Genomic DNA, 18,502 nt, shown 5'->3' with positions numbered 1-18,502 from the left:
GCATTCGGAATATAGTGTGTTGCTCTTGCTCGAACTGTTGCTGATTTCCCTTACTCCTCTTTCATTATCTTCTTCCTGTGAAACTCTCCCCAGCTTTTCATTTCTTCCAAAACCCTGTTTAAGGTTTTGCCATGCTCCGTAATAGCATATTCTACCGCTATGGGTTTGGTTTGATAAACAGTTCTACTGATCAGCTTATTCATTTCCATATCGTGGAGCTCTTTTGAAAGCATTCTCGGTGTTACCCCAATCTCTCGGACCAATTCCTTAAATCTTAATGGTTTTTCAAGTAAAGTCACCAAAATCAACAACTTCCATTTGCCATTGATTACTTCAAGGGTGTCCTGAATTGCTCTTCTGCTCCCTGCGCAGGATTCTTTTGTGTGGATTATTTCCATGCGATATACTTTTTGTAACCGGTATACAATCGGTAACTGATTACAAATATATAGCAATATGAAGTAGATTTGAGTTCAATCATAAAAAATAATTGCGATGAAAAAAGAGAAGATCATTTATAGGGTGACATCTGTGTTATTAGCATTAATGTTTGCATTCAGCAGTTTTATGTATTTAACTAAAAATGCTGAGCTAATGGAAAATTTCAAAAAGATCGGTTTCCCGGAATCTTTCATTATGATATTGGGAACTGCAAAATTGCTTGCAGCAATTGCATTTGTTGTGCCGGTGTGGAATCGTGCTAAAGACTGGGCTTATGCAGGTACTAGTTTTGTGCTTATTGGTGCGGTGTGGGTCCATGTGGCAACCCAGACACCATTTGTTGCTCCACTTATCGCTCTTGGTGTAACAGCACTTTCTTATTGGGCAGGGATTAAGCTGAATTCAAAGGATAATCAATAAATTGCCAGGCGCTAGATAGCCGATAGAAAAATTTAATAAGCTGAAAGAGAAATCATAACATTTCTCTTTCAGCTTTTTTTTAAATGGAATCTGTAACATTTTTTCCTCCCTGCGCCCTACTATAAAGTGCGGAGAAATAGCCGCCGTATTTTCTAAAACTAACACATTAAGGATGAAAAAATTTTATACTCGTTTGGCAACAGCCTTTTGCATGGTCTTTATGATTCAGATATCAAATGCTCAAAGCATCAGCTTTTCAAGGACAGCTGAATCAAGAATAAAAATTGAAGAAGCAGGAAAAATGAATTTTGGTACAGGAGCATTTTCAATTGAAGCCTTAGTAAAAGCAGTTCCTGGAGGCGGTTATTACATGATCTTGTCAAAGAGAGGGACCTCAAATTCAGATGGATTTTTTCTAAGTCTTGATAATATTGGCTCTCCAACGGTACAATTAGATGGAGCCAATTATTTTGGCGGAACAAGGAATTTAAAAGACAATCAATGTCATCATATCGGATTGAGAAAAACGGCGGACAGTGTTTTTATTTTTGTAGACGGGATTTTGTTAGATAAAGCTAAGTTATATGCTACGCACAATGTTACTCATATAGCTTCTACATTTATTGGCAATGATGAGGGGGATTCATTTAGACACGGGTTTGATGGTGTAATTAAAGAGGTGAGAGTGTGGAATACAGCATTAAGCGGAAAATACTTTCTGGATAGAAAGGACCGTCAACTGGACCAGACAGAAAGAAGTTCTGAAAGTCTGGTAGGATACTGGAGATTAAATGAAACTTCCGGTCAGTCAGTAAAAGATTTGTCTGAATCTGATCACGCGTCATATCTGGGTAGTTCATCTGCTGATGCAAATTTTGACCCTACTTTTTCTGCGGATGGTTGTTCAATTAATGAGGAGGAAGAGCTGGAAACCGGCAATGGATTGAGGTTTGTAAAAACCGACAAAACAAGAGCTATCGCACCTGCGAATGATAAACTGGATTTTGGAACAGGAAATTTTACAATAGAAGCGACAGTAAATACCAATGAAAAAGCGACTGGATATTCTATGATTGTTTCTACAAGAACCAATATTAATAATGGATTTTTCCTGAGTTTAACATCTTACGGAAGGCTTTTAGCCCAGATTGAAGGTGCAAATTATGAAACAGCTTCAAATCCTGAAATACGGGATAATAAGTGTCACTTCATTGCATTAAAAAGACAAGGAGATAGCTTGTTTTTTTATGTTGATGACTACGTTGTTCAGAGTTTGAAAATGTATAATAAAGGAGATATCCAAAGTAATGTAAATGTTGTAATTGGCAATGATGCTGCAAATAGTTATCAGCACGGTTTTGAAGGATTTATCAGAGAGCTGAGGATCTGGAATGTTTCCAGGACTTCTGCAGATCTTAAAAAATATCGTAATACAGAACTAACCGGCAATGAAACAGGGCTTGCTGCTTACTGGAAACTTAATGAAGGTCAGGGTCAATTCTGTAAAGATTATTCAATTAATAATAATATGGCCGTTCTGGGCTCAAATGAAAATGTTGAATTTACCGATCCGCTATGGGACATTAATTCCTGTGCGCCTCCGGTGATAGCAGGGTTACAAACAAGTGAAAGTAACAAGCTGGTGTTGTATCCAAATCCTGCAGAAAACTATGTTAACATAAACATGTCTGATCCATTCACATATGAAATCATTAATTCTACCGGAAGTATCGTTGCAACCGGAAAACGTGAAGGAGCTGAAGGAATTGATATCAGTAATCTTGAAAATGGTTTGTATATCATTAAAATCAATGACTCTTATACTTCCCGCCTGGCGACATTTTTAAAGTAATTTTTTTTTGTTTTTTTAGTTTGGGAAAATTGGCCGGTCCATAATTTATGACCGGCCTTTTTTATGAATTAGCAGTTCACCTGTTTTGATTAATGCCATAATCCGAAAATCAAACCCATAGTCAGAAACTGCACGCAATGATAGCCTGCATCGATCAGCCATAGAAGCATACTTTTGTTTGAAAACTGATAGTTAATTCCGAAGCTGGTTGCGATACAACAAGTTCCAACAAGGAGAGATGTTTTGATTGCTTCGGCAAGTATTGGTTGAGGGCCTAGCAGATAGGAGAGTGCTATGGCTGCAATCAATGAAAAAAGAAAGCTGAATCCGAAAACTTTTATTGGGTGACGACCTTCTCCTGTTTCAGGATTTTTGGCAGAAGCTTTATTCCATATTTTTAAAAACAGAAGCGGGGAATACCACAACCCTCCGATCATAAAGGCGCTTAAGGCCGCAACAATTATAGCAAGGTAGTTCATTGTCATTTTATTGAATCAATAATTAACGATTGAAAGATGAATTATTTTGCTGAAATAATATACAATTGTATTTATTCAGTAATAGATTTTATTATTTTTTTAATTATCAAATTCCTTTTTCAAATTTGTATTTTTCTAATTATTGGTTAAACATATAAAATTGTACTTTTCTCAATATAAGTGTTAAGATTGAAAGAATATAGGCCGATTTTCTAGATTTTGTCTTATTTTTTTGAGTTTGTTTTTGCATTTTTCATTACTAAGCTGTTACATTTGTCTTAGATAAAAATTGTAAAAAATATGGAACTCACACTGGATATTTTTGAGAGCAAAAAGACTAAGGGAGTTAAAAGTCACATAAACAACCTTGTGGCAATTGCTAAATCAGACGGTAATTTTTCGATGGCAGAAAAGAGACTTATTTTCGAAATCGGAAAGAGAAACGGATTAAGTAATGATAAATTAAAAACAATAATTAAATCAGATAAGGCTATCAAATTCAAAGTTCCTAAAACAGATTCTGATAGATTTGACAGAGTATATGATTTGGTTGAAATGGCAATAGTAGAAGGAAGCGATAATGAAAATGAAATTTCTGCATGTATAGAGATTGCGGAAAAACTAGGTTTCAGAAAAGCGATTGTAGGTGTACTAGTAAGAAAACTTGCTACAGGTATCCAGGGAGAATTGCCAAAAACAAAAGAAGAGTTAAAAGCAGAATGCGCAGACTTTCTGGTCTTTTAATCCTTTAGATTCATTTAGCACCTTATATTTTCGTAATACACTAAGTGTTTATAAGAAGGCCCTCCAGGAGGGCCTTTTTTATTGTTGAAGTTAAAAGTATAAAGTTCAAAGTTGGAGTTGCGATAATTTTCTATACTTTATCATTATCTGAATACTTCCCCTGATTGGTTTTTACTATTTTTCATTTTCTAACTATACTTTCAACTTTATACTTATACTTTCAACTTTTTAAAATTCCATTTCAGACAGTTCCTTATTTGTAGCAGCACCAGCCATGTTTCCGGAAGAAACTGCATTAGCAACGGAACGCATAAAGCTGCTGTTGTCTCCACAAGCAAAGACTCCTGGAACTGTCGTCTTTTGCATATTATCAATCTTAATATAGCCTTGCTCAGTAATTTCGCATCCAAGGGAAACAGGTATACCGGAATGCTGCTCAAAAAGCGGCCTGGCATACAATGCTTCCAGAGGAATTTTAGAACCGTCTTTAAAGATTGCCTCTTCCAGATAGCCTTTCTTATGGATAACCTGAACTATCTCTTTCTCAATAATTGGAATATTATGTTGTTTTATTTTTTCTGTTTGTTCAATTGTTAGAGTGGACTTTCCGCCGGTTATCAAAACCAGATCTTTTGTAAGATTGTAAATCAATGGAGTGAAATGAAAAGCGAGGTCACCATTTGCCATGATTGCTGTCTTGCTTTCTCGATATTCAAATCCATGACAATATGGGCAATGTATGACCGATATGCCCCAACATTCTGAAAATCCTGAAATCTCAGGCATTATGTCTCTGATGCCTGTCGCAAAAATCAGTTTTTTACTTCCGAATTTGTCCCCGGCTTTTGTTTCTATTTCAAATCCTTCATCCAGTTTTCTACCTTTTATGGCAAAGCCTTTATAAAAGCTTACGGATTTATATTGCTCAACCTGATGCTTTGCAATTGCAGTTATCTCAGCAGGTTTTTTACCATCATGCGTGATGAAATTTTGGGAATGTGGTGTTGTAGCATTACATGGTTTGCCATCATCTATTACAAGTACTTTTCTTAAAGACCTTCCCAATGCCATAGCTGCAGAAAGGCCAGAGTAGCTTCCCCCCACTATAATGCAATCATAATAATCTATCGACATAATTTTATCTTTCACGTTTTAAATTAAGTGTGCTCTGTTCAGATATGCTTTAAGCGTTAGTAAATATATACTTTGAACTTTAAGCTTTAAACTTTCAACTTTACTACAAATATCCCCGAGCCTGCAAATTAAAGAGTTCGGCATATCGACCTTCTTTTTTGAGCAACTCTTCATGAGATCCGATTTCCAGAAGTTGGCCATTTTCTATCACCAGGATTCTGTCTGCCATGCGGACAGTAGAGAATCGATGGCTTATCAATACTGCAGTTTTGCCTTTGGTCAATTCGGAAAATCTCACAAAAACTTCATGTTCAGCTCTTGCATCCAGAGCAGCCGTTGGTTCATCAAGTATAAGTACCTGGGCGTCTCTCATATAGGCTCTTCCAAGTGCAATTTTCTGCCATTCTCCACCAGAAAGATCTACGCCTTCTGCAAACCGACGTCCAATAATTTGTTCATAGCCTTTAGGCAGTTTGATAATAACAGAATCAGCAAGGCTTTTAGAGGCCGCGTGTTCAATTCTGGATACATTTTCTTTTTGTTCTATTCTGCCCACAGCAATATTATTCCCTGCAGTCATCTGAAACCTCACAAAATCCTGAAATATAACCCCTATCCCTGAACGCAATTCCAAAACGTCATATTCTTTTATATCATGACCGTCAAGTAAAATCCTTCCTTCTGTAGGATCGTACAATCTGGCAAGGAGCTTTACAAGTGTTGTTTTACCAGCCCCGTTTTCACCTACCAATGCGAGTTTTTCACCTGCGTTTAATGTAAAGTTTAAATTTCTGATAGCCCATTTTTCCGCATGTTTATATTTAAATCCAACATTTTCAAAGAGAAAGCCTTGCTGTATTGGATTTGGAAAAGGCCTTGGAGTTGCTGGGCTTATGATTTCCGGTTTTAATTCAAAGAAATCAAAAAGGTCTTTTAGGTATAGGGAGCCTTCTGCAATTGTTGAAAATCTTGTAAGCATTGATTGAAGCAATGTTCTCAACTGATTGAAGGAACCTGCGAGGAATGTAAGGTCTCCCAAAGAGAGGCTGCCATTTACTGTTCTGATGATGATAAATACATAAGCCCCATAATATCCTGCACTGCCTATGGCTGCCAATGCGCCTCCCCACATTGCTCTTTTAGAAGCCAAAGCTTTATTGGCCTTATAGAATTTTGAAGAAAGTTCAGCAAACCTCGATTTCAGGAAGTCTGATAAGTTGAAGATTTTAACTTCTTTAGCTGTTTCATCGCTTGCTCCGATATAGCGGATATAATCCAATTCACGCCTTTCAGGCGTTTGTCCGTGTACCAGAGAGTAAGTCTTTTCATTAAAATGTGCTTCCCCAAGAAATGCTGGAATGACAGCGATTAGCAATAAAAGTATAAGCCAGGGATTAAAAAGAATAAGACCTGCAGAAAGACCAGCTAAGGATATGGCATCCTGCATCTGACTTAGCACTTGAGACATCAGCACAGTACGACCAAGAGTTTGTCTCCTTGCACGCTCCAGCTTATCATAAAATTCTGAATCCTCAAAGTGATTCATATCCAGCTGAGCGGCATGGTCCATTAGTTTGAGAGAAGTACTGTTAGCAACCAGGTCACCAAGAAGGCTGTCCAGCAGCGCAATGGCTCTTGAAAGTAAATCGGAGAGGATAGCCAATGCAAATTCACTTCCTACAAGAATCCAAAGCCTCGAGGTGACTTCCGCCTGATGTCCTGAAATCATAACAATCTCATCGATTATCTTACGAGCTATTAAAAGCATCAGAAGCGGGATGATACCTTTAACGATTCTCAGAACTCCATTTGACACAGCCATTAAAGGACTTGCCTTCCAGATTATCTTAAAAAAAGGGAGAAGGTTTTTCAGTGCTCCATACCGCTCTGTAAGGGTAGGGTTGTTTTTCCCTTGTGATGGTTTTCTCAACATTATATACTTCTGTGCTTATTGATATTCTTTTAAAGTCAAGCAAAGGTAAGCAAGAGAAGTTCAGAACGAAAAAACCCTTTTGCAACCGGAGCAAAGGGCTTTATATTTTTACCAAAATGGGTTATTATTTTTTGTATCCTTTAAAAGCGGTTGTCTGACTATGTAATGAATCTCCTATCCAGCTTTTCGTTTCAAAGGAATAACGCAATTCTTTATTCTCTAAAAATTTAAATGAAATGACTGTGTTATTCCCGAGCCACTTCATATAAAAGTCGATTGTATCCAGCTTGAATCTGTATTGATGATCCCTGCAGATGAATTTAAGACTATCCTGGTTGATAAGAGAGACTTCAATTTTGTCATTATAGGTAGAATCTGCGTAGACATAGTTATGTCCTGCATCGGTAATCTGGTCATGGGTTTGACCTTCATAGATGCCTACAACATCTCTGTTGAATACATAGGTGGTAGATGGACTTGCTTCATCTTCTTTGTTTTTTTTACAAGCAATAGTTGCTAAAAATGTGAAGCTAAATAGACAAATGATAGTGCGGTGTTTCATGGCTGACAATAATTTTTGTCCTTAACTCACAGATTAACAATATGTTTAAAAAAATGTTTTGTTGTACGAATCAAAGATGATGTTGTGCTTGTAAAGATTAAATGCTATATTTTTTTGTTTGAACTTTAGTTTTAATTGTGAATTATTAGTTGGATAGTGGAAATTAATTAGAAGATGGTTTCTCCATTTAAATCAGAATATTCTCCCAGACTTTTTACGGGTTTTGCACTCTCAATAGGATTAATTATTGTAATTCTTGTAATGTATTACAGGTCATCAAAAAATCTGACGAATAACTTTTCTTTAGTTGAGCATACTTATGAAGTGATCGGACATCTGGATGCTATTGAAATAAAATGCCGGGAAACTGAAAATGATGTGAAAGGATTCCTTTTTCAAGGAGATTCAACTATCATATTAAAATTTCGACAAAACAGCGACTTCGTGGAAAAGGAACTGGAGGAGCTGGATCTGCTTATTCCCGATATTGGTCTGCAAAGAAGGAGGTTTGACGAATTTAGCGATTTGGTGGAAGATAAAGAGCGACTTCTGGAGAATATAATTAACTATAAGCAATCAGCAGAACAATTGGACTTGCACAAAACACTGCTGAAAAACGTCAATGAGAAGTTTGTGGCAATCAGGTTTATAAAAAAGAAAATGAAGGATGAAGAAAAGGTTATTCTAAATTCCAGAAAAAATACCGCTTACAAGAATTTAAAGGACACTGACAGGATTATTATTGTTGCAGGAGTAATTTCCATATTGATGGGCTTTATCGGCATTTTTGCTATTAATAAGGACATACAAAGGAGAAGAAAGATTGAAAGAAATCTTACAGTGCTAAATGAAAATAAGAATAAATTTTTTTCAATTATCAGTCACGACCTCCGTTCTCCGCTTAATTCAATCAAAGGGCTTACACAGATTTTATCAGAAGCCAAAGATAAGAAGTCGTGGAAAGAAGCTGATGAAGTAATAGATATGCTAAGCCTGGCCTCTTCCCGAGCGAGTGAGCTATTAGCCAACTTACTGGAGTGGTCCCTTTCTCAGATGAACAAAGTTGTTATAAACAAAGAATACTGCGACATCTCATCAGTTGCAAATAACATATGCGAAATTATGGAACATACTGCGCAACGAAAGAATATTATACTTAATAATAAAATTGAAAAAGGCACTATTGCGTTTGCTGATAAGAACATGTTGGAGACGATTTTCCGAAATCTGATTTCTAATTCAATTAAATTTACAAGAGAAGGTGGGGTGATCAGTCTTACTTCTGAAAGTTTCTCTAAAGAAGTTTTGTTAAGTGTAAAAGATACAGGCGTGGGAATGTCCAGAGAAATGATAGATCAGATTCTAAGAATTGAAACACGAACCTCTACAAAAGGAACTGCAAAGGAAGAAGGAACAGGTCTTGGCTTACTTATTTGTAAAGATTTTATTGAGAAAAACGGAGGACGCCTGGAGATTAAAAGTATAATTGGCAAAGGAAGTGTTTTTAGCTTCAGCCTGAAAAAATTTGAGTAACAAGTATTTACCCGCTTTTTTAAGAGCCATTATTTTATGAATTTTTTAAATCAATAATTAAAGGTAATTTTTCTGCTTTACCTTTACATATGATTTTAATCCTGATGCGTTTATTATTAGTCACATTCGGCACAATTTCTATTCATCCATTCACAGATAATTATTGATTTTCAATCTATGCAATTCAGATTCATTCTTTTTTTTCTTATCCTGTCTTTTATAGCACAAGCGCAGGTTAAGATTACCGTAGGTCAGCCTTATGGCGTAATTGATGCTCAATACAAATATTATTTTAACAAAGGGCCTGAGATACTCACTGTTAAGATTAAAAAAAGAGAGGTTATTATTCAAAAGCTTAATTCCGAAAAGCTTGCTTTTGAGAAAATAAGTGTAGCCAGAGATTTGCCTGAAGGCTTCAATCTTGAACATGTAATCGAGTACAATGACAGATATTTTATCTTTTATTCTCTCTGGGACAGGCAGGCAGAGATGGAACAACTCTGCTACAGAGAAATAGATTTTGATAAAGGAACTCTGAAACCTGGAGAGAATATATTGGTTCAGGTTCACGGAAAAGTCTCGGGAGATTTAATTTCGAAAGGTTGGTACAATTTCAGCGTTGTAAATAAGTTTGATTTTCAGTTTTCAAGAAACGATGACAGAATGCTTATTCACTATAGGCTGAAACCGCAGATCAAAAATGACAATAAAAGTTATGATATAATTGGAATGCATGTATTTGGCAAAAATCTCGAGCCTGTCTGGAATGAAGAAGTTACTATGCCTTATACTGAAAAGAAAATGAATAATCTTGACTATTCAGTAGATAGCCAGGGTAATGCTTATATACTCACGACAGTTTATAATGATGAAACTACAGATGATAAAAAGAGAAATGAGAATAATGCAAATTATCATATTGAACTGTTAAGAATGTCCGGAAGGGCTAATAAAATTGTAATTACTCCTGTAACACTGGGAAATAAATTTATCAATAAAGTAAATCTCTTTGAAGTATCAGATTCTTATATGATCTGTGCGGGCTTTTATAACAATGTAGATAACCGGAATGCTGTCGATGGTATCTTTACTTTCAAGCTTACTAAAGAAGGAGACTTAATAGATTCAAGAAACTATGAAATTCCATTGGAAGTATTAAATATGTACGTCAGCGAAAGGGCTCAGAGAAGAAACGAGAAAAAAGAAGAGAAAGACAAGGCTGAATTTGAAGAACTTGAATTAAGGGAGTTATTTGTTGATGATAATGGCGGAATCCTTTTAATCGGTGAGCAACATTACATTCAGACACATACTTATTATTATTCCAATGGTACCATGCGTACCTATTATACCTATCACTACAATGATCTGCTTGTAACAAAAATAAATGGATCCGGACAGTTGGAATGGATGAGAAAGCTTCCGAAAAGACAAACAGGTACGGCAGGAAGGGGAAGCATGTCATATAAGCATATGTCTGCTGATGGGTCTCATTATTTCCTTTTTCTTGATAATGAAAGAAATCTTGAACTGACTCCGGATAGATTTCCTGCAGTTTACAATGATGGTGCAGAGGGTTTCCTGACAGCGTATAAAGTTTCTGATGGAAGTGGAAATGTTGACAAAGTATCGATAACAAGCACAAGAGATGTATTGGGACTGCCAGTATATCAATTTCAGACAAGCCGCATTCTACCTATAGATGATAATAGTTTTGTTGTTGAGGTATATAAGAAAAAGAAGCAGGACGTACTTATTAGAGTCGATCTCGCAAAGTAAAAATGGTAAAAAATTTTAAAGGGCCGTAAGGCCCTTTTCTTTTTATATGATATAATCAATAAGCACTATAATCCGGACTTTTGGAAAAAATATTCAAATGTTGTAAACTTGATAAAAACACTTGAATGAAATTTAACAAATTTGTCCTCATGGCTGCTTTGACAGCAACTTTGTTTCTGAGTAAAAATGCATCAGCACAGTTCAATACAGGAGGAAATGTAAGTGTGAGTTATGATAATGGTGTATATCTTGATGTAGCACCAATCATAGGTTATAAAATAGAAGATCTCAAACTTAACTTGGGGCTTTCCCCGATTTTTTCATATAAAAAACCTTTAAACTCAACAGAAACAATCCTTTCAGGAGGTGGGAGAATATTTGCCCAATACTATTTTCTTGAAAATGCATTTTTACATGGAGAGTTTCAGACACTTAATACTCAGACATCTTCTGCCAATGCAGATGGCTCTAGAAACGTCAACAGAGTATGGACTGCAGGTCTGCCTGTAGGTGCAGGTTATGAATACAGAATAAGTGATAAGGCTAGGTTCCAGGCTTCTGTTCTTTATGATGTTTTGCAGGATAAAAGCGCACCTAATAAAATGCCTGTTGTAAGAGGAGGAATTGTTTACGATTTATAAGAATCGCTTGAACTTTTAAATAATATTTCTATTCTCCGACTTGCATGAATCAAAAGATTCTCAGTAAGCCGAAGAATAGAAAGAAATTAACCGGCTTATTTTTTTATATCAAACTTGCCAATATTAAGGACGTTTTCTTCGCCGCCCAGGACAGTATATAAATACATTCCTGAATTAAGATCTGAGGTTCCTAAATTGGCATTAACAGATGTTAAGTTAAGCGTCTTTACAACTCTTCCTGAAAGGTCTTTTACTATTATTGAACGAGACTCTTCCGGAAGGCCTTTAAAGTTAATTTCAGTTGTTGCCGGATTAGGATATGCTTTTCCAGAAAATAAATTGGAAATCGGAGCCCTTAAACTTGTTACAGTTGTGTAAAAAAGTTCATCTATGGTTAGTGAGGTTTCATTTGAAACAATATAGGCTCTGGCTGTTGAAATGAAAATTGAGAGGCTTTCGGGGATTATCTCGCCTGAATAATCAAGGTTGATAGTAAATTTAGTAAATTCTGGTTTGGTTTTAAGTATCGTTAATGTGCGTTGAACAAGTATATCAAATACTTCCGTTTTAGGATTCCATTTCGATAAAACAACTTCAAACCTTGCTGTGTCAGCAATCTCAGAATCTTGAGGGGTGCCTTGTGAAAATTTGTAATAACCTGTAATAGCTGCAGGCGTCTCATTTATTGTTATTCCGGGCAGTTTGAATTCTTTTTCATCAAATTTTCATAAAAAAAAAGATTCCCAGAGCTACCATTTCTTTGGATAAAGTCCCCAACTTGCGTTTCTTCTGTAAAATTTTTTAAAGTGACAGCATATGAACCTGAATATGATGTTAGGTCTTTTATCAAAGTGGCCCGATTATCAGGAAGACCAATTGACGTAACGGAAATGCCATTACTAGACCAGGCTGTCGGTACTTCATATCCGTTAGAATTGGTCTCCCAGTTTTCAAAACCACCATTCTCAATTTGTGCAAAGTTTAATAGCTACTTTTTCATATAAATCAGTTAAAAATTAAGTAAAAACAAAAACTCTTCATTCAGTGATTGCAGCGTCTGAAGATTCTATCAGATTCACTTCTTTTAGAAGACCTGTTTAAAAATTGTTTTCCGTTTTTAGGGCAACTTCATTAAAAATCAAAGTCGCTATTTGGAGCAAATTTGTTTGATTGAAAAATATGAATTAGAAGTTTAAAAGATCCTGGAACTTTACGAATGGCTTATTTCAATTGAGAAAGAGCTTCCAAGTTTAAGTTTTGCGTTTGTTTTTGCTCCGGATTCATCTGTCAAACCTTTAATGACAGACGTTTCTTTCCCGGAAATAAGAGCCTTCAGGTGATTTTTATTGATCTCTTTCTGCATAAATAAGAGTGGAATCCTGAAGTTACATCCTGATTTCCATTCTGCGCACCCATATGCAGCTTTGCCTTCAAGGATAGCACCTTTTTTGCATTTCGGACAAATGAGTGCTTCTGCCTGTTTTTCCTCAATAACAGGATTTAACTGATCATCTAGTTTTATAATCCCTTCCGTTTCTTCTCCGCTTTCTTTTTTGAGGCCTTTGATATTGGGGGTCTTACCGGATTTGATAAGTGACTGGAGTTGCTTATCAGAAAGTGTCTTGCCAAATAGTTCGAATGGAACAAGAAAGCTGCAGCCGTTTTTGTATTCAGAACAACCAAACGCTTTTTTACCTTTCATCATCTGTCCCTTTTTGCATTTAGGACAACTCAATTTTACATCTGCATCCTGACCTGCCTCTGCTTTTTTACTTTTGGGTTTTGGCTCTTTATCTTCAGATTTTTTCTTTTGCTCTGGTTCTGCTGACTTTACCTCTATTGCAATTTTTCTTGCATTAGAGTTTTTCACATGGTGAACTATCTGCATTACCATGTGCTTCATTTCACTCAGAAATACACGCGCGTCAAAAGTACCCTTTTCTATATCACGAAGTTTCTTTTCCCACTTTCCTGTCAGTTCAGCAGATTTGAGCAATTCATAATCAATAGTTTGTATGAGCTGAACACCAGTAATAGTCGGAATAAGATTCTTCTTTTCTTTCTTAATATAGTTTCTCTTGAATAAAGTCTCAATGATATTGGCTCTTGTAGAAGGCCTTCCAATACCATTTTCCTTCATTGCTTCTCTGAGCTCTTCATCAGCAATCTGTTTACCTGCTGTTTCCATTGCTCTTAGCAATGTAGCTTCAGTATAATGCTTTGGAGGCTTGGTTTGCTTTTCTGCAAGCGTAGGTTTATGAGGGCCAGACTCGCCTTCTTTAAATTCTGGCAGTATCTGATCGTCATCCTGCTCTGTATCTTCTTCTTTTTTCTCTTCCTTGTATACTGCTCTCCAACCTTCCTCAAGAATCTGTTTTCCTGTAGCTTTGAACTCAGTGTCCTTAACCTTACCGATAACTTCTGTTTTGGAAACCTGACAGTCAGGATAAAAAGCAGCGATGAAACGTCTTGCAATCAGGTCATAGACATTTCCTTCATACCCTCCAAGACTTCCTGCTTTTATGTTGGTAGGAATAATAGCGTGGTGGTCCGTTACCTTTTTGTCATCAAACACGTTCTTTGACTTTTTGATAGCACTTCCCAGCAAAGGCTGAGTAAGTGCCGCGTACCCACTCATAGATGAAAGTATCCCTTTAATTTTCGGATAAATATCATCAGGTAGGTACATTGTATCCACCCTTGGATAGGTGACAAGCTTTTTCTCGTAAAGGTTCTGAACGGTGTTAAGCGTAAGATCCGCAGAATAGCCGAATTTCTTATTGCATTCTACCTGAAGAGATGTAAGGTCAAAAAGTTTGGGAGCACTTTCCTTACCTTTTTTCCTGGTAAAGGAAATGATGGTAAAGAGCTCATTCTGTATGTCCTGCAGGATCTGCTCTGCGTCTTCTTTTACATTAAACTTTCCGTTTTTTGCGGAGAAAACAACATCTCGGTATATAGTTTTTAACTCCCAGTAAGTCTGAGGTTTAAAATTTTCTATTTCCAGGTATCTGTTGACAATCAGCGCCAATGTTGGCGTCTGAACCCTTCCAATAGAGAGCAATTGTTTGCCCTGAGCGTATTTCAGTGTATAAAGTCTTGTGGCATTAATGCCCAGTAGCCAGTCTCCGATAGCCCTTGAGCTACCTGCTGCATAAAGCAGATCATATTCTTTACTGTCTTTCAGATTCCTGAACCCTTCTTTCATAGCCTCTTCCGTAAGGGATGAAATCCAGAGTCTTTTAACTGGCTTGGTACAGTTGGCTTTTGTAAGTACCCATCTCTGGATAAGTTCTCCCTCTTGGCCGGCGTCACCGCAATTAATGACTTCAGTAGCTTCATTAACCAGTTTTGTTATGGTTTTGAGCTGTTTCTCAATTCCGGGGTTGTTAATGCCCTTAATGCCGAACTTAGGAGGAAGGATGGGAAGATGTTGGATGTTCCACCATTTTAACTGAGCATCATAGTCTTGGGGCTCTTTTAGCGTGCAAAGGTGACCAATGGTCCAGGTTACCTGGTAGCCATTACCTTCAAAATAACCGTCTTTTCTGTTTTTAGCTCCCAGAAGATCGGCAATTTCTCTTGCAACACTTGGTTTTTCGGCTATGCAGACTTTCAACTTTGCTAGATTAAAATTTCAGGATTTTAAAGATACTAAAAATTTGAAAAGGGATTTCATTGAAAATGTCTGAGTTATTAACAAGTTTTTCCATTGTGGAAATGAAAATGTTGAATTACAATTGTTTGGTAAGATGTTGGAGGGCGGCAGCAGTTAGATTGATTCATTTTTGAGCAAAAAGTTTTGTATATTTATCTATATATTTTTTAACAGAAATAAATGAAAAAGTTAAATATTGCCGCAGCATGTTTGTTCGCTTTAGCGGTATCATGCTCCCCACAAAAAGAGTATAAACTTAAAATTAAACCGCTTACATTAAAAAAATCAGAAATTTACGATTACTCAGTGGTTCGTGATGTATTGTTCGATGCTGAAGAAGTGGGTTTAGATTCATTGAAGGACAAAAGCAGGGACCTGTTTTTAAAAGGTGTTGATTCTTATAAGAATAAAAAGGAGTTAGCGTCTGCTATAAAGCAATTCAAATCATCTATACTGATATTGCCTGATGCTAAAACTTATTATGAACTTGGAAACGCATTGTTGGATTTCCGAGCAGATAAAGAAATGTTGGAAGAGTCAATCAAAGCCTTTCGCCTTGCGGAAGATCTTAATTTCCAACCAAAGGCAAAGATAAATTATAAGATTGCTTGTGTTTATAATGTTCTTCAATCCAATTTCCAGACATCAGAGGATTCTTATGTATCGTCTGTGGTTTTTCATCTGAGAGAAGTCATTGAAAAGGGCTTAATGGATACAAATTCAATAAAGAAAGATCCACTTATCGGTTCTATCACCTCTACAAATGAATATAAAGAAATGATTCAGAGGTTGTCAAACACAACTGTAGCAGCGGCCTCTTCTTTTGATTTGTTTAAAAAAGCTTTCCCTGCGGAAACGGATAAATTTTTTATTTCAGCTAATGAAGTTGAAATGAAAGATTATAAAGAATCTGTAAGTTATGATTTTGTACAGTTTGTTCCGGAAATGGAAAATGCATCATTTGGTCGAGATGTTTCTCATGACTTTTATTATGTTGCCAATATGGGTGGAAATGAAAACTATTCTGCTTTTATCTATACATCCGAAAGCTTTTATGGAGAAGACATGCAGCCTGTCCATACCGTTTTAGCTACATACGATAAAGAGGGAGAGATTATCTCTCGCAAACTCATTTCATGTCAATGCAGTACAGAGAATGTGCGTGAGGCATCTGTAGAAGGGAATAAGATCGTAATGAAGGATTTCAAAAGGAAATGGCAATACCCGGTGGATGAAGTATCATTTGATAAAAATAAAATTAAATCTTTTGAGCTTGTTGCTGAAGCAAAATATAAGATAGCAGAAGACGGCAAGATCGTAGTAGATGAGATACCTGCCAATTATAACGATTCAACCATTCTTGCAAGCCAAGCCAAATAACGATCATGAAAAATTTTATTTATACAATTTCCTTACTCAGTGTTTTTTTAATGTCATGTGGTAAGGATGTAGAAACAGAAACAATTGAAGTTCCGTCTCTAAGAGCCAGCGAAATTTTCAATGCAGATTCTGTTTTCAGTTATATTAATAAATACAAGGATAATTACAGTGAGATCTCAAATTCCTTTTATGAAAAGGCAGAAAGCATGCGGGATGTAAATGAAAAGAAAGCCATTCATTATTATATGAGGGCAATTTCCTTATTTCCGACGGCTGATTCATATAGAAGATTGGGAATGTACCTTTTGGAGAGGGAGCAGTATCAAGAAGCTTCTGAAGTGCTGAGAATGATTAGTCAGAAAAGATATCTGTCAACACCTGCGGGCTTCATTAATGATTTCATTTTTGAAGCCCCTGACGAGGAAGTGTTTTATTCTTATTTTATTTCAAGTTACTTAGACACAAAATACCTGGATGAATATATTATCTATGAAGGAAGAGAAAATGGTATTAATATAGATAACATTAAAGATCGTTTTCTTAAAGAAGCAAGGATCAGTCTGGATCAAAACTCACACGAGTTCAAAGATATGATGCTGGCCTTTATGAATGATGATGAGATAGAAGCTTTTCAGAATAGCGAAGAAGTATTTAAGGATTTCATAGAAAGTATTAAAGACACTATAGATGTCTTTGATATTGATGAGAAAGGAGTCCGGAAATTTTCCTACAGCTCAGATGGTGACTTTGAAGAAAGGGTTCATTTATCATCTTTTTATTCATTGTTTCTTAAAGAAAAAATCGACCAGCCAGATAGCTGGTTTGATTTCAATCTTCTTAAAACATTTAGAATTAATGATTCTGTAAGGGCAGTAGTATATTCTATCGACACCTCAGAAATTGCTTGTCCTAAAGATATGAGACATATCTCTTTCAGACTTGCTACTTATGGAAAAGACAGACGTATCATTGATTCAAAAGTTGTAGCGGTTCAATCTGGTGAAATATTAAAGACACTTAAGTTTGAAAAAGATAAGTTCACTATAAAGGATTATAAACGCTCTTGGAGAAAAGCATATGATAAGCAAGATTTTGATAACGAGGTTATAAAAACCGATATGATTTCAGAGAACCATTTTAAGATTGGGCCAAATGGTAAAATAGAAAATTCTGTAGGAGGAGATAGTAATCTTATTCCTGTTGCTGAGCAAGTTCCTGTTGCGGCAGATTCGGCTATTTAAATACTTTATAATAAATAATTACTTCTGCAATAATAAGATTGGGGACCCAGCTTAGCCATGCAACAAGTGTATACATTTCTTTTGCATGAAGATGAATAAAAGCAGGCAGAATTAACACATAAGTACGCAATGTAATTGCAGATAATGTAAGGGCATAACTTCTAATCATGAAGTCAATATGCCCTTTTATTTTTCTATTCCTTATTTTGAGAAAGGCGACAAAAGTAAACAACCACCACAATAAAGAAATAATAATAAAGGAGGTTTTTGCATATATGCCTCCATTAGCATAGAATGCCATTACAAGGCCACTGGGAGCACTCAGAAATAATATGATGAATACATAAGCTTTACCCAATAGCTTATGGAGTTTAGGAAATGATTCAAGCAGTGGTTTTATAAATTGGAATACTCCAAACAGCAAAACAAAAATACTTGAAGCGATATGTGTATAAAATGACCACCGCCAGATATCCATGTGTAAAATAGCTTGTTTGGTCAGTAGAAAACCAATGTCGTAGCGGAAAGAAAAATAGGGTATGGTAATTTTGAACATTATCCATACGGTAAATAATATTATCGCAGAAAATATTACCTGAATTATTCTGGTTGTGGTCGCTTTAATCAAAAGAATAAAATCTGGAAGTAAAAATGAAAATTTCAAGGCAATCCTCCAAGTGAGGAATGATGGATTTGTTAAAGTAA

The 18,502-nt window shown here is 36.1% G+C and carries 17 protein-coding genes; 9 read left to right on the top strand and 8 right to left on the bottom strand.

Going from position 1 to position 18,502, the window contains the following annotated elements; all coding sequences use genetic code 11:
* Positions 1–50: 50 nt before the first annotated feature.
* Positions 51–398, bottom strand: a complete 348-nt coding sequence (locus tag K350_RS0105395; RefSeq protein WP_028979032.1) for a winged helix-turn-helix transcriptional regulator — start codon at positions 396–398, stop codon at positions 51–53.
* A 97-nt stretch (positions 399–495) separates the two neighbouring features.
* On the opposite strand from K350_RS0105395, the gene K350_RS27515 reads away from it, so the two are divergent.
* Together K350_RS27515 and K350_RS0105380 are read left to right on the top strand one after the other, a co-directional pair.
* Complete coding sequence (locus K350_RS27515; protein ID WP_028979031.1) at positions 496–861, top strand: DoxX family protein; 366 nt, start codon at positions 496–498, stop codon at positions 859–861.
* 172 nt (positions 862–1,033) lie between these two features.
* Complete coding sequence (locus tag K350_RS0105380; protein ID WP_028979029.1) at positions 1,034–2,713, top strand: LamG-like jellyroll fold domain-containing protein; 1,680 nt, start codon at positions 1,034–1,036, stop codon at positions 2,711–2,713.
* Positions 2,714–2,802: 89 nt separating this feature from the next.
* Here K350_RS0105380 and K350_RS0105375 read toward each other — a convergent pair whose 3' ends face one another.
* Complete coding sequence (locus tag K350_RS0105375) at positions 2,803–3,198, bottom strand: DUF1761 domain-containing protein (protein WP_028979028.1); 396 nt, start codon at positions 3,196–3,198, stop codon at positions 2,803–2,805.
* Between the two features lie 294 nt (positions 3,199–3,492).
* On the opposite strand from K350_RS0105375, the gene K350_RS0105370 reads away from it, so the two are divergent.
* Positions 3,493–3,936, top strand: coding sequence for a tellurite resistance TerB family protein (locus tag K350_RS0105370; RefSeq protein ID WP_245598484.1), 444 nt, complete (start codon positions 3,493–3,495; stop codon positions 3,934–3,936).
* A 228-nt stretch (positions 3,937–4,164) separates the two neighbouring features.
* Here K350_RS0105370 and K350_RS0105365 read toward each other — a convergent pair whose 3' ends face one another.
* From K350_RS0105365 to K350_RS0105355, 3 genes are all read right to left on the bottom strand, one after another.
* Complete coding sequence (locus K350_RS0105365) at positions 4,165–5,085, bottom strand: NAD(P)/FAD-dependent oxidoreductase (RefSeq protein ID WP_342665037.1); 921 nt, start codon at positions 5,083–5,085, stop codon at positions 4,165–4,167.
* An 88-nt stretch (positions 5,086–5,173) separates the two neighbouring features.
* Entirely contained in the window at positions 5,174–7,003 is a 1,830-nt protein-coding gene (locus tag K350_RS0105360) for an ABC transporter ATP-binding protein (protein ID WP_037574003.1), read from the bottom strand.
* Positions 7,004–7,127: 124 nt separating this feature from the next.
* Positions 7,128–7,565 (bottom strand): hypothetical protein, encoded by a 438-nt coding sequence (locus tag K350_RS0105355; RefSeq protein WP_028979024.1) that lies wholly within the window; start codon positions 7,563–7,565, stop codon positions 7,128–7,130.
* A 174-nt stretch (positions 7,566–7,739) separates the two neighbouring features.
* Here K350_RS0105355 and K350_RS30810 point away from each other — a divergent pair, with 174 nt between their 5' ends.
* The 3 genes from K350_RS30810 to K350_RS0105340 all read left to right on the top strand — a co-directional run bounded on the left by K350_RS30810 (position 7,740) and on the right by K350_RS0105340 (position 11,518).
* Entirely contained in the window at positions 7,740–9,098 is a 1,359-nt protein-coding gene (locus tag K350_RS30810) for a sensor histidine kinase (RefSeq protein WP_051312884.1), read from the top strand.
* A 177-nt stretch (positions 9,099–9,275) separates the two neighbouring features.
* On the top strand, positions 9,276–10,877 hold the full coding sequence (locus K350_RS0105345) for a hypothetical protein (protein ID WP_028979023.1): 1,602 nt from the start codon (positions 9,276–9,278) through the stop codon (positions 10,875–10,877).
* A 125-nt stretch (positions 10,878–11,002) separates the two neighbouring features.
* Complete coding sequence (locus tag K350_RS0105340; protein ID WP_156026940.1) at positions 11,003–11,518, top strand: hypothetical protein; 516 nt, start codon at positions 11,003–11,005, stop codon at positions 11,516–11,518.
* 95 nt (positions 11,519–11,613) lie between these two features.
* On the opposite strand, the gene K350_RS33075 is transcribed toward K350_RS0105340, so the two are convergent.
* Positions 11,614–11,814, bottom strand: coding sequence for a T9SS type A sorting domain-containing protein (locus K350_RS33075; RefSeq protein ID WP_425423903.1), 201 nt, complete (start codon positions 11,812–11,814; stop codon positions 11,614–11,616).
* 510 nt (positions 11,815–12,324) lie between these two features.
* Between K350_RS33075 and K350_RS32270 the strand changes: the two genes are divergently transcribed.
* Complete coding sequence (locus tag K350_RS32270; RefSeq protein ID WP_156026939.1) at positions 12,325–12,522, top strand: hypothetical protein; 198 nt, start codon at positions 12,325–12,327, stop codon at positions 12,520–12,522.
* A gap of 206 nt (positions 12,523–12,728) precedes the next feature.
* Here the strand turns inward: K350_RS32270 and K350_RS0105325 are convergent, their stop codons facing one another.
* Positions 12,729–15,137 (bottom strand): type IA DNA topoisomerase, encoded by a 2,409-nt coding sequence (locus K350_RS0105325; RefSeq protein ID WP_028979020.1) that lies wholly within the window; start codon positions 15,135–15,137, stop codon positions 12,729–12,731.
* 219 nt (positions 15,138–15,356) lie between these two features.
* Between K350_RS0105325 and K350_RS0105315 the strand changes: the two genes are divergently transcribed.
* The gene (locus K350_RS0105315) at positions 15,357–16,556 is read left to right on the top strand and encodes a hypothetical protein (RefSeq protein WP_028979019.1); all 1,200 of its coding nucleotides are present in this window, start codon (positions 15,357–15,359) and stop codon (positions 16,554–16,556) included.
* Positions 16,557–16,561: 5 nt separating this feature from the next.
* Entirely contained in the window at positions 16,562–17,797 is a 1,236-nt protein-coding gene (locus K350_RS0105310; protein WP_156026938.1) for a tetratricopeptide repeat protein, read from the top strand.
* On the opposite strand, the gene K350_RS0105305 is transcribed toward K350_RS0105310, so the two are convergent.
* The gene (locus K350_RS0105305; protein WP_081670907.1) at positions 17,790–18,353 is read right to left on the bottom strand and encodes a DUF2306 domain-containing protein; all 564 of its coding nucleotides are present in this window, start codon (positions 18,351–18,353) and stop codon (positions 17,790–17,792) included. The two genes, K350_RS0105310 and K350_RS0105305, sit on opposite strands and share 8 nt — an antisense overlap.
* Between the last annotated feature and the right edge of the window lie 149 nt (positions 18,354–18,502).

The sequence above is a fragment of the Sporocytophaga myxococcoides DSM 11118 genome (genome assembly GCF_000426725.1).
Taxonomy (GTDB): domain Bacteria; phylum Bacteroidota; class Bacteroidia; order Cytophagales; family Cytophagaceae; genus Sporocytophaga; species Sporocytophaga myxococcoides.
This window is presented reverse-complemented; position numbering and strand designations above follow the sequence as displayed.

Bases quoted from the DNA above. Each gene is read 5' to 3' on its own strand.
- K350_RS30810 (WP_051312884.1), top strand. From the start codon at position 7,740: ATGGTTTCTCCATTTAAATCAGAATATTCTCCCAGACTTTTTACGGGT.
- K350_RS0105370 (WP_245598484.1), top strand. From the start codon at position 3,493: ATGGAACTCACACTGGATATTTTTGAGAGCAAAAAGACTAAGGGAGTT.
- K350_RS0105305 (WP_081670907.1), bottom strand. From the start codon at position 18,353: ATGTTCAAAATTACCATACCCTATTTTTCTTTCCGCTACGACATTGGT.
- K350_RS0105355 (WP_028979024.1), bottom strand. From the start codon at position 7,565: ATGAAACACCGCACTATCATTTGTCTATTTAGCTTCACATTTTTAGCA.
- K350_RS0105375 (WP_028979028.1), bottom strand. From the start codon at position 3,198: ATGACAATGAACTACCTTGCTATAATTGTTGCGGCCTTAAGCGCCTTT.
- K350_RS0105380 (WP_028979029.1), top strand. From the start codon at position 1,034: ATGAAAAAATTTTATACTCGTTTGGCAACAGCCTTTTGCATGGTCTTT.
- K350_RS0105345 (WP_028979023.1), top strand. From the start codon at position 9,276: ATGCAATTCAGATTCATTCTTTTTTTTCTTATCCTGTCTTTTATAGCA.
- K350_RS0105340 (WP_156026940.1), top strand. From the start codon at position 11,003: ATGAAATTTAACAAATTTGTCCTCATGGCTGCTTTGACAGCAACTTTG.
- K350_RS0105310 (WP_156026938.1), top strand. From the start codon at position 16,562: ATGAAAAATTTTATTTATACAATTTCCTTACTCAGTGTTTTTTTAATG.
- K350_RS0105360 (WP_037574003.1), bottom strand. From the start codon at position 7,003: ATGTTGAGAAAACCATCACAAGGGAAAAACAACCCTACCCTTACAGAG.
- K350_RS27515 (WP_028979031.1), top strand. From the start codon at position 496: ATGAAAAAAGAGAAGATCATTTATAGGGTGACATCTGTGTTATTAGCA.
- K350_RS0105315 (WP_028979019.1), top strand. From the start codon at position 15,357: ATGAAAAAGTTAAATATTGCCGCAGCATGTTTGTTCGCTTTAGCGGTA.
- K350_RS0105395 (WP_028979032.1), bottom strand. From the start codon at position 398: ATGGAAATAATCCACACAAAAGAATCCTGCGCAGGGAGCAGAAGAGCA.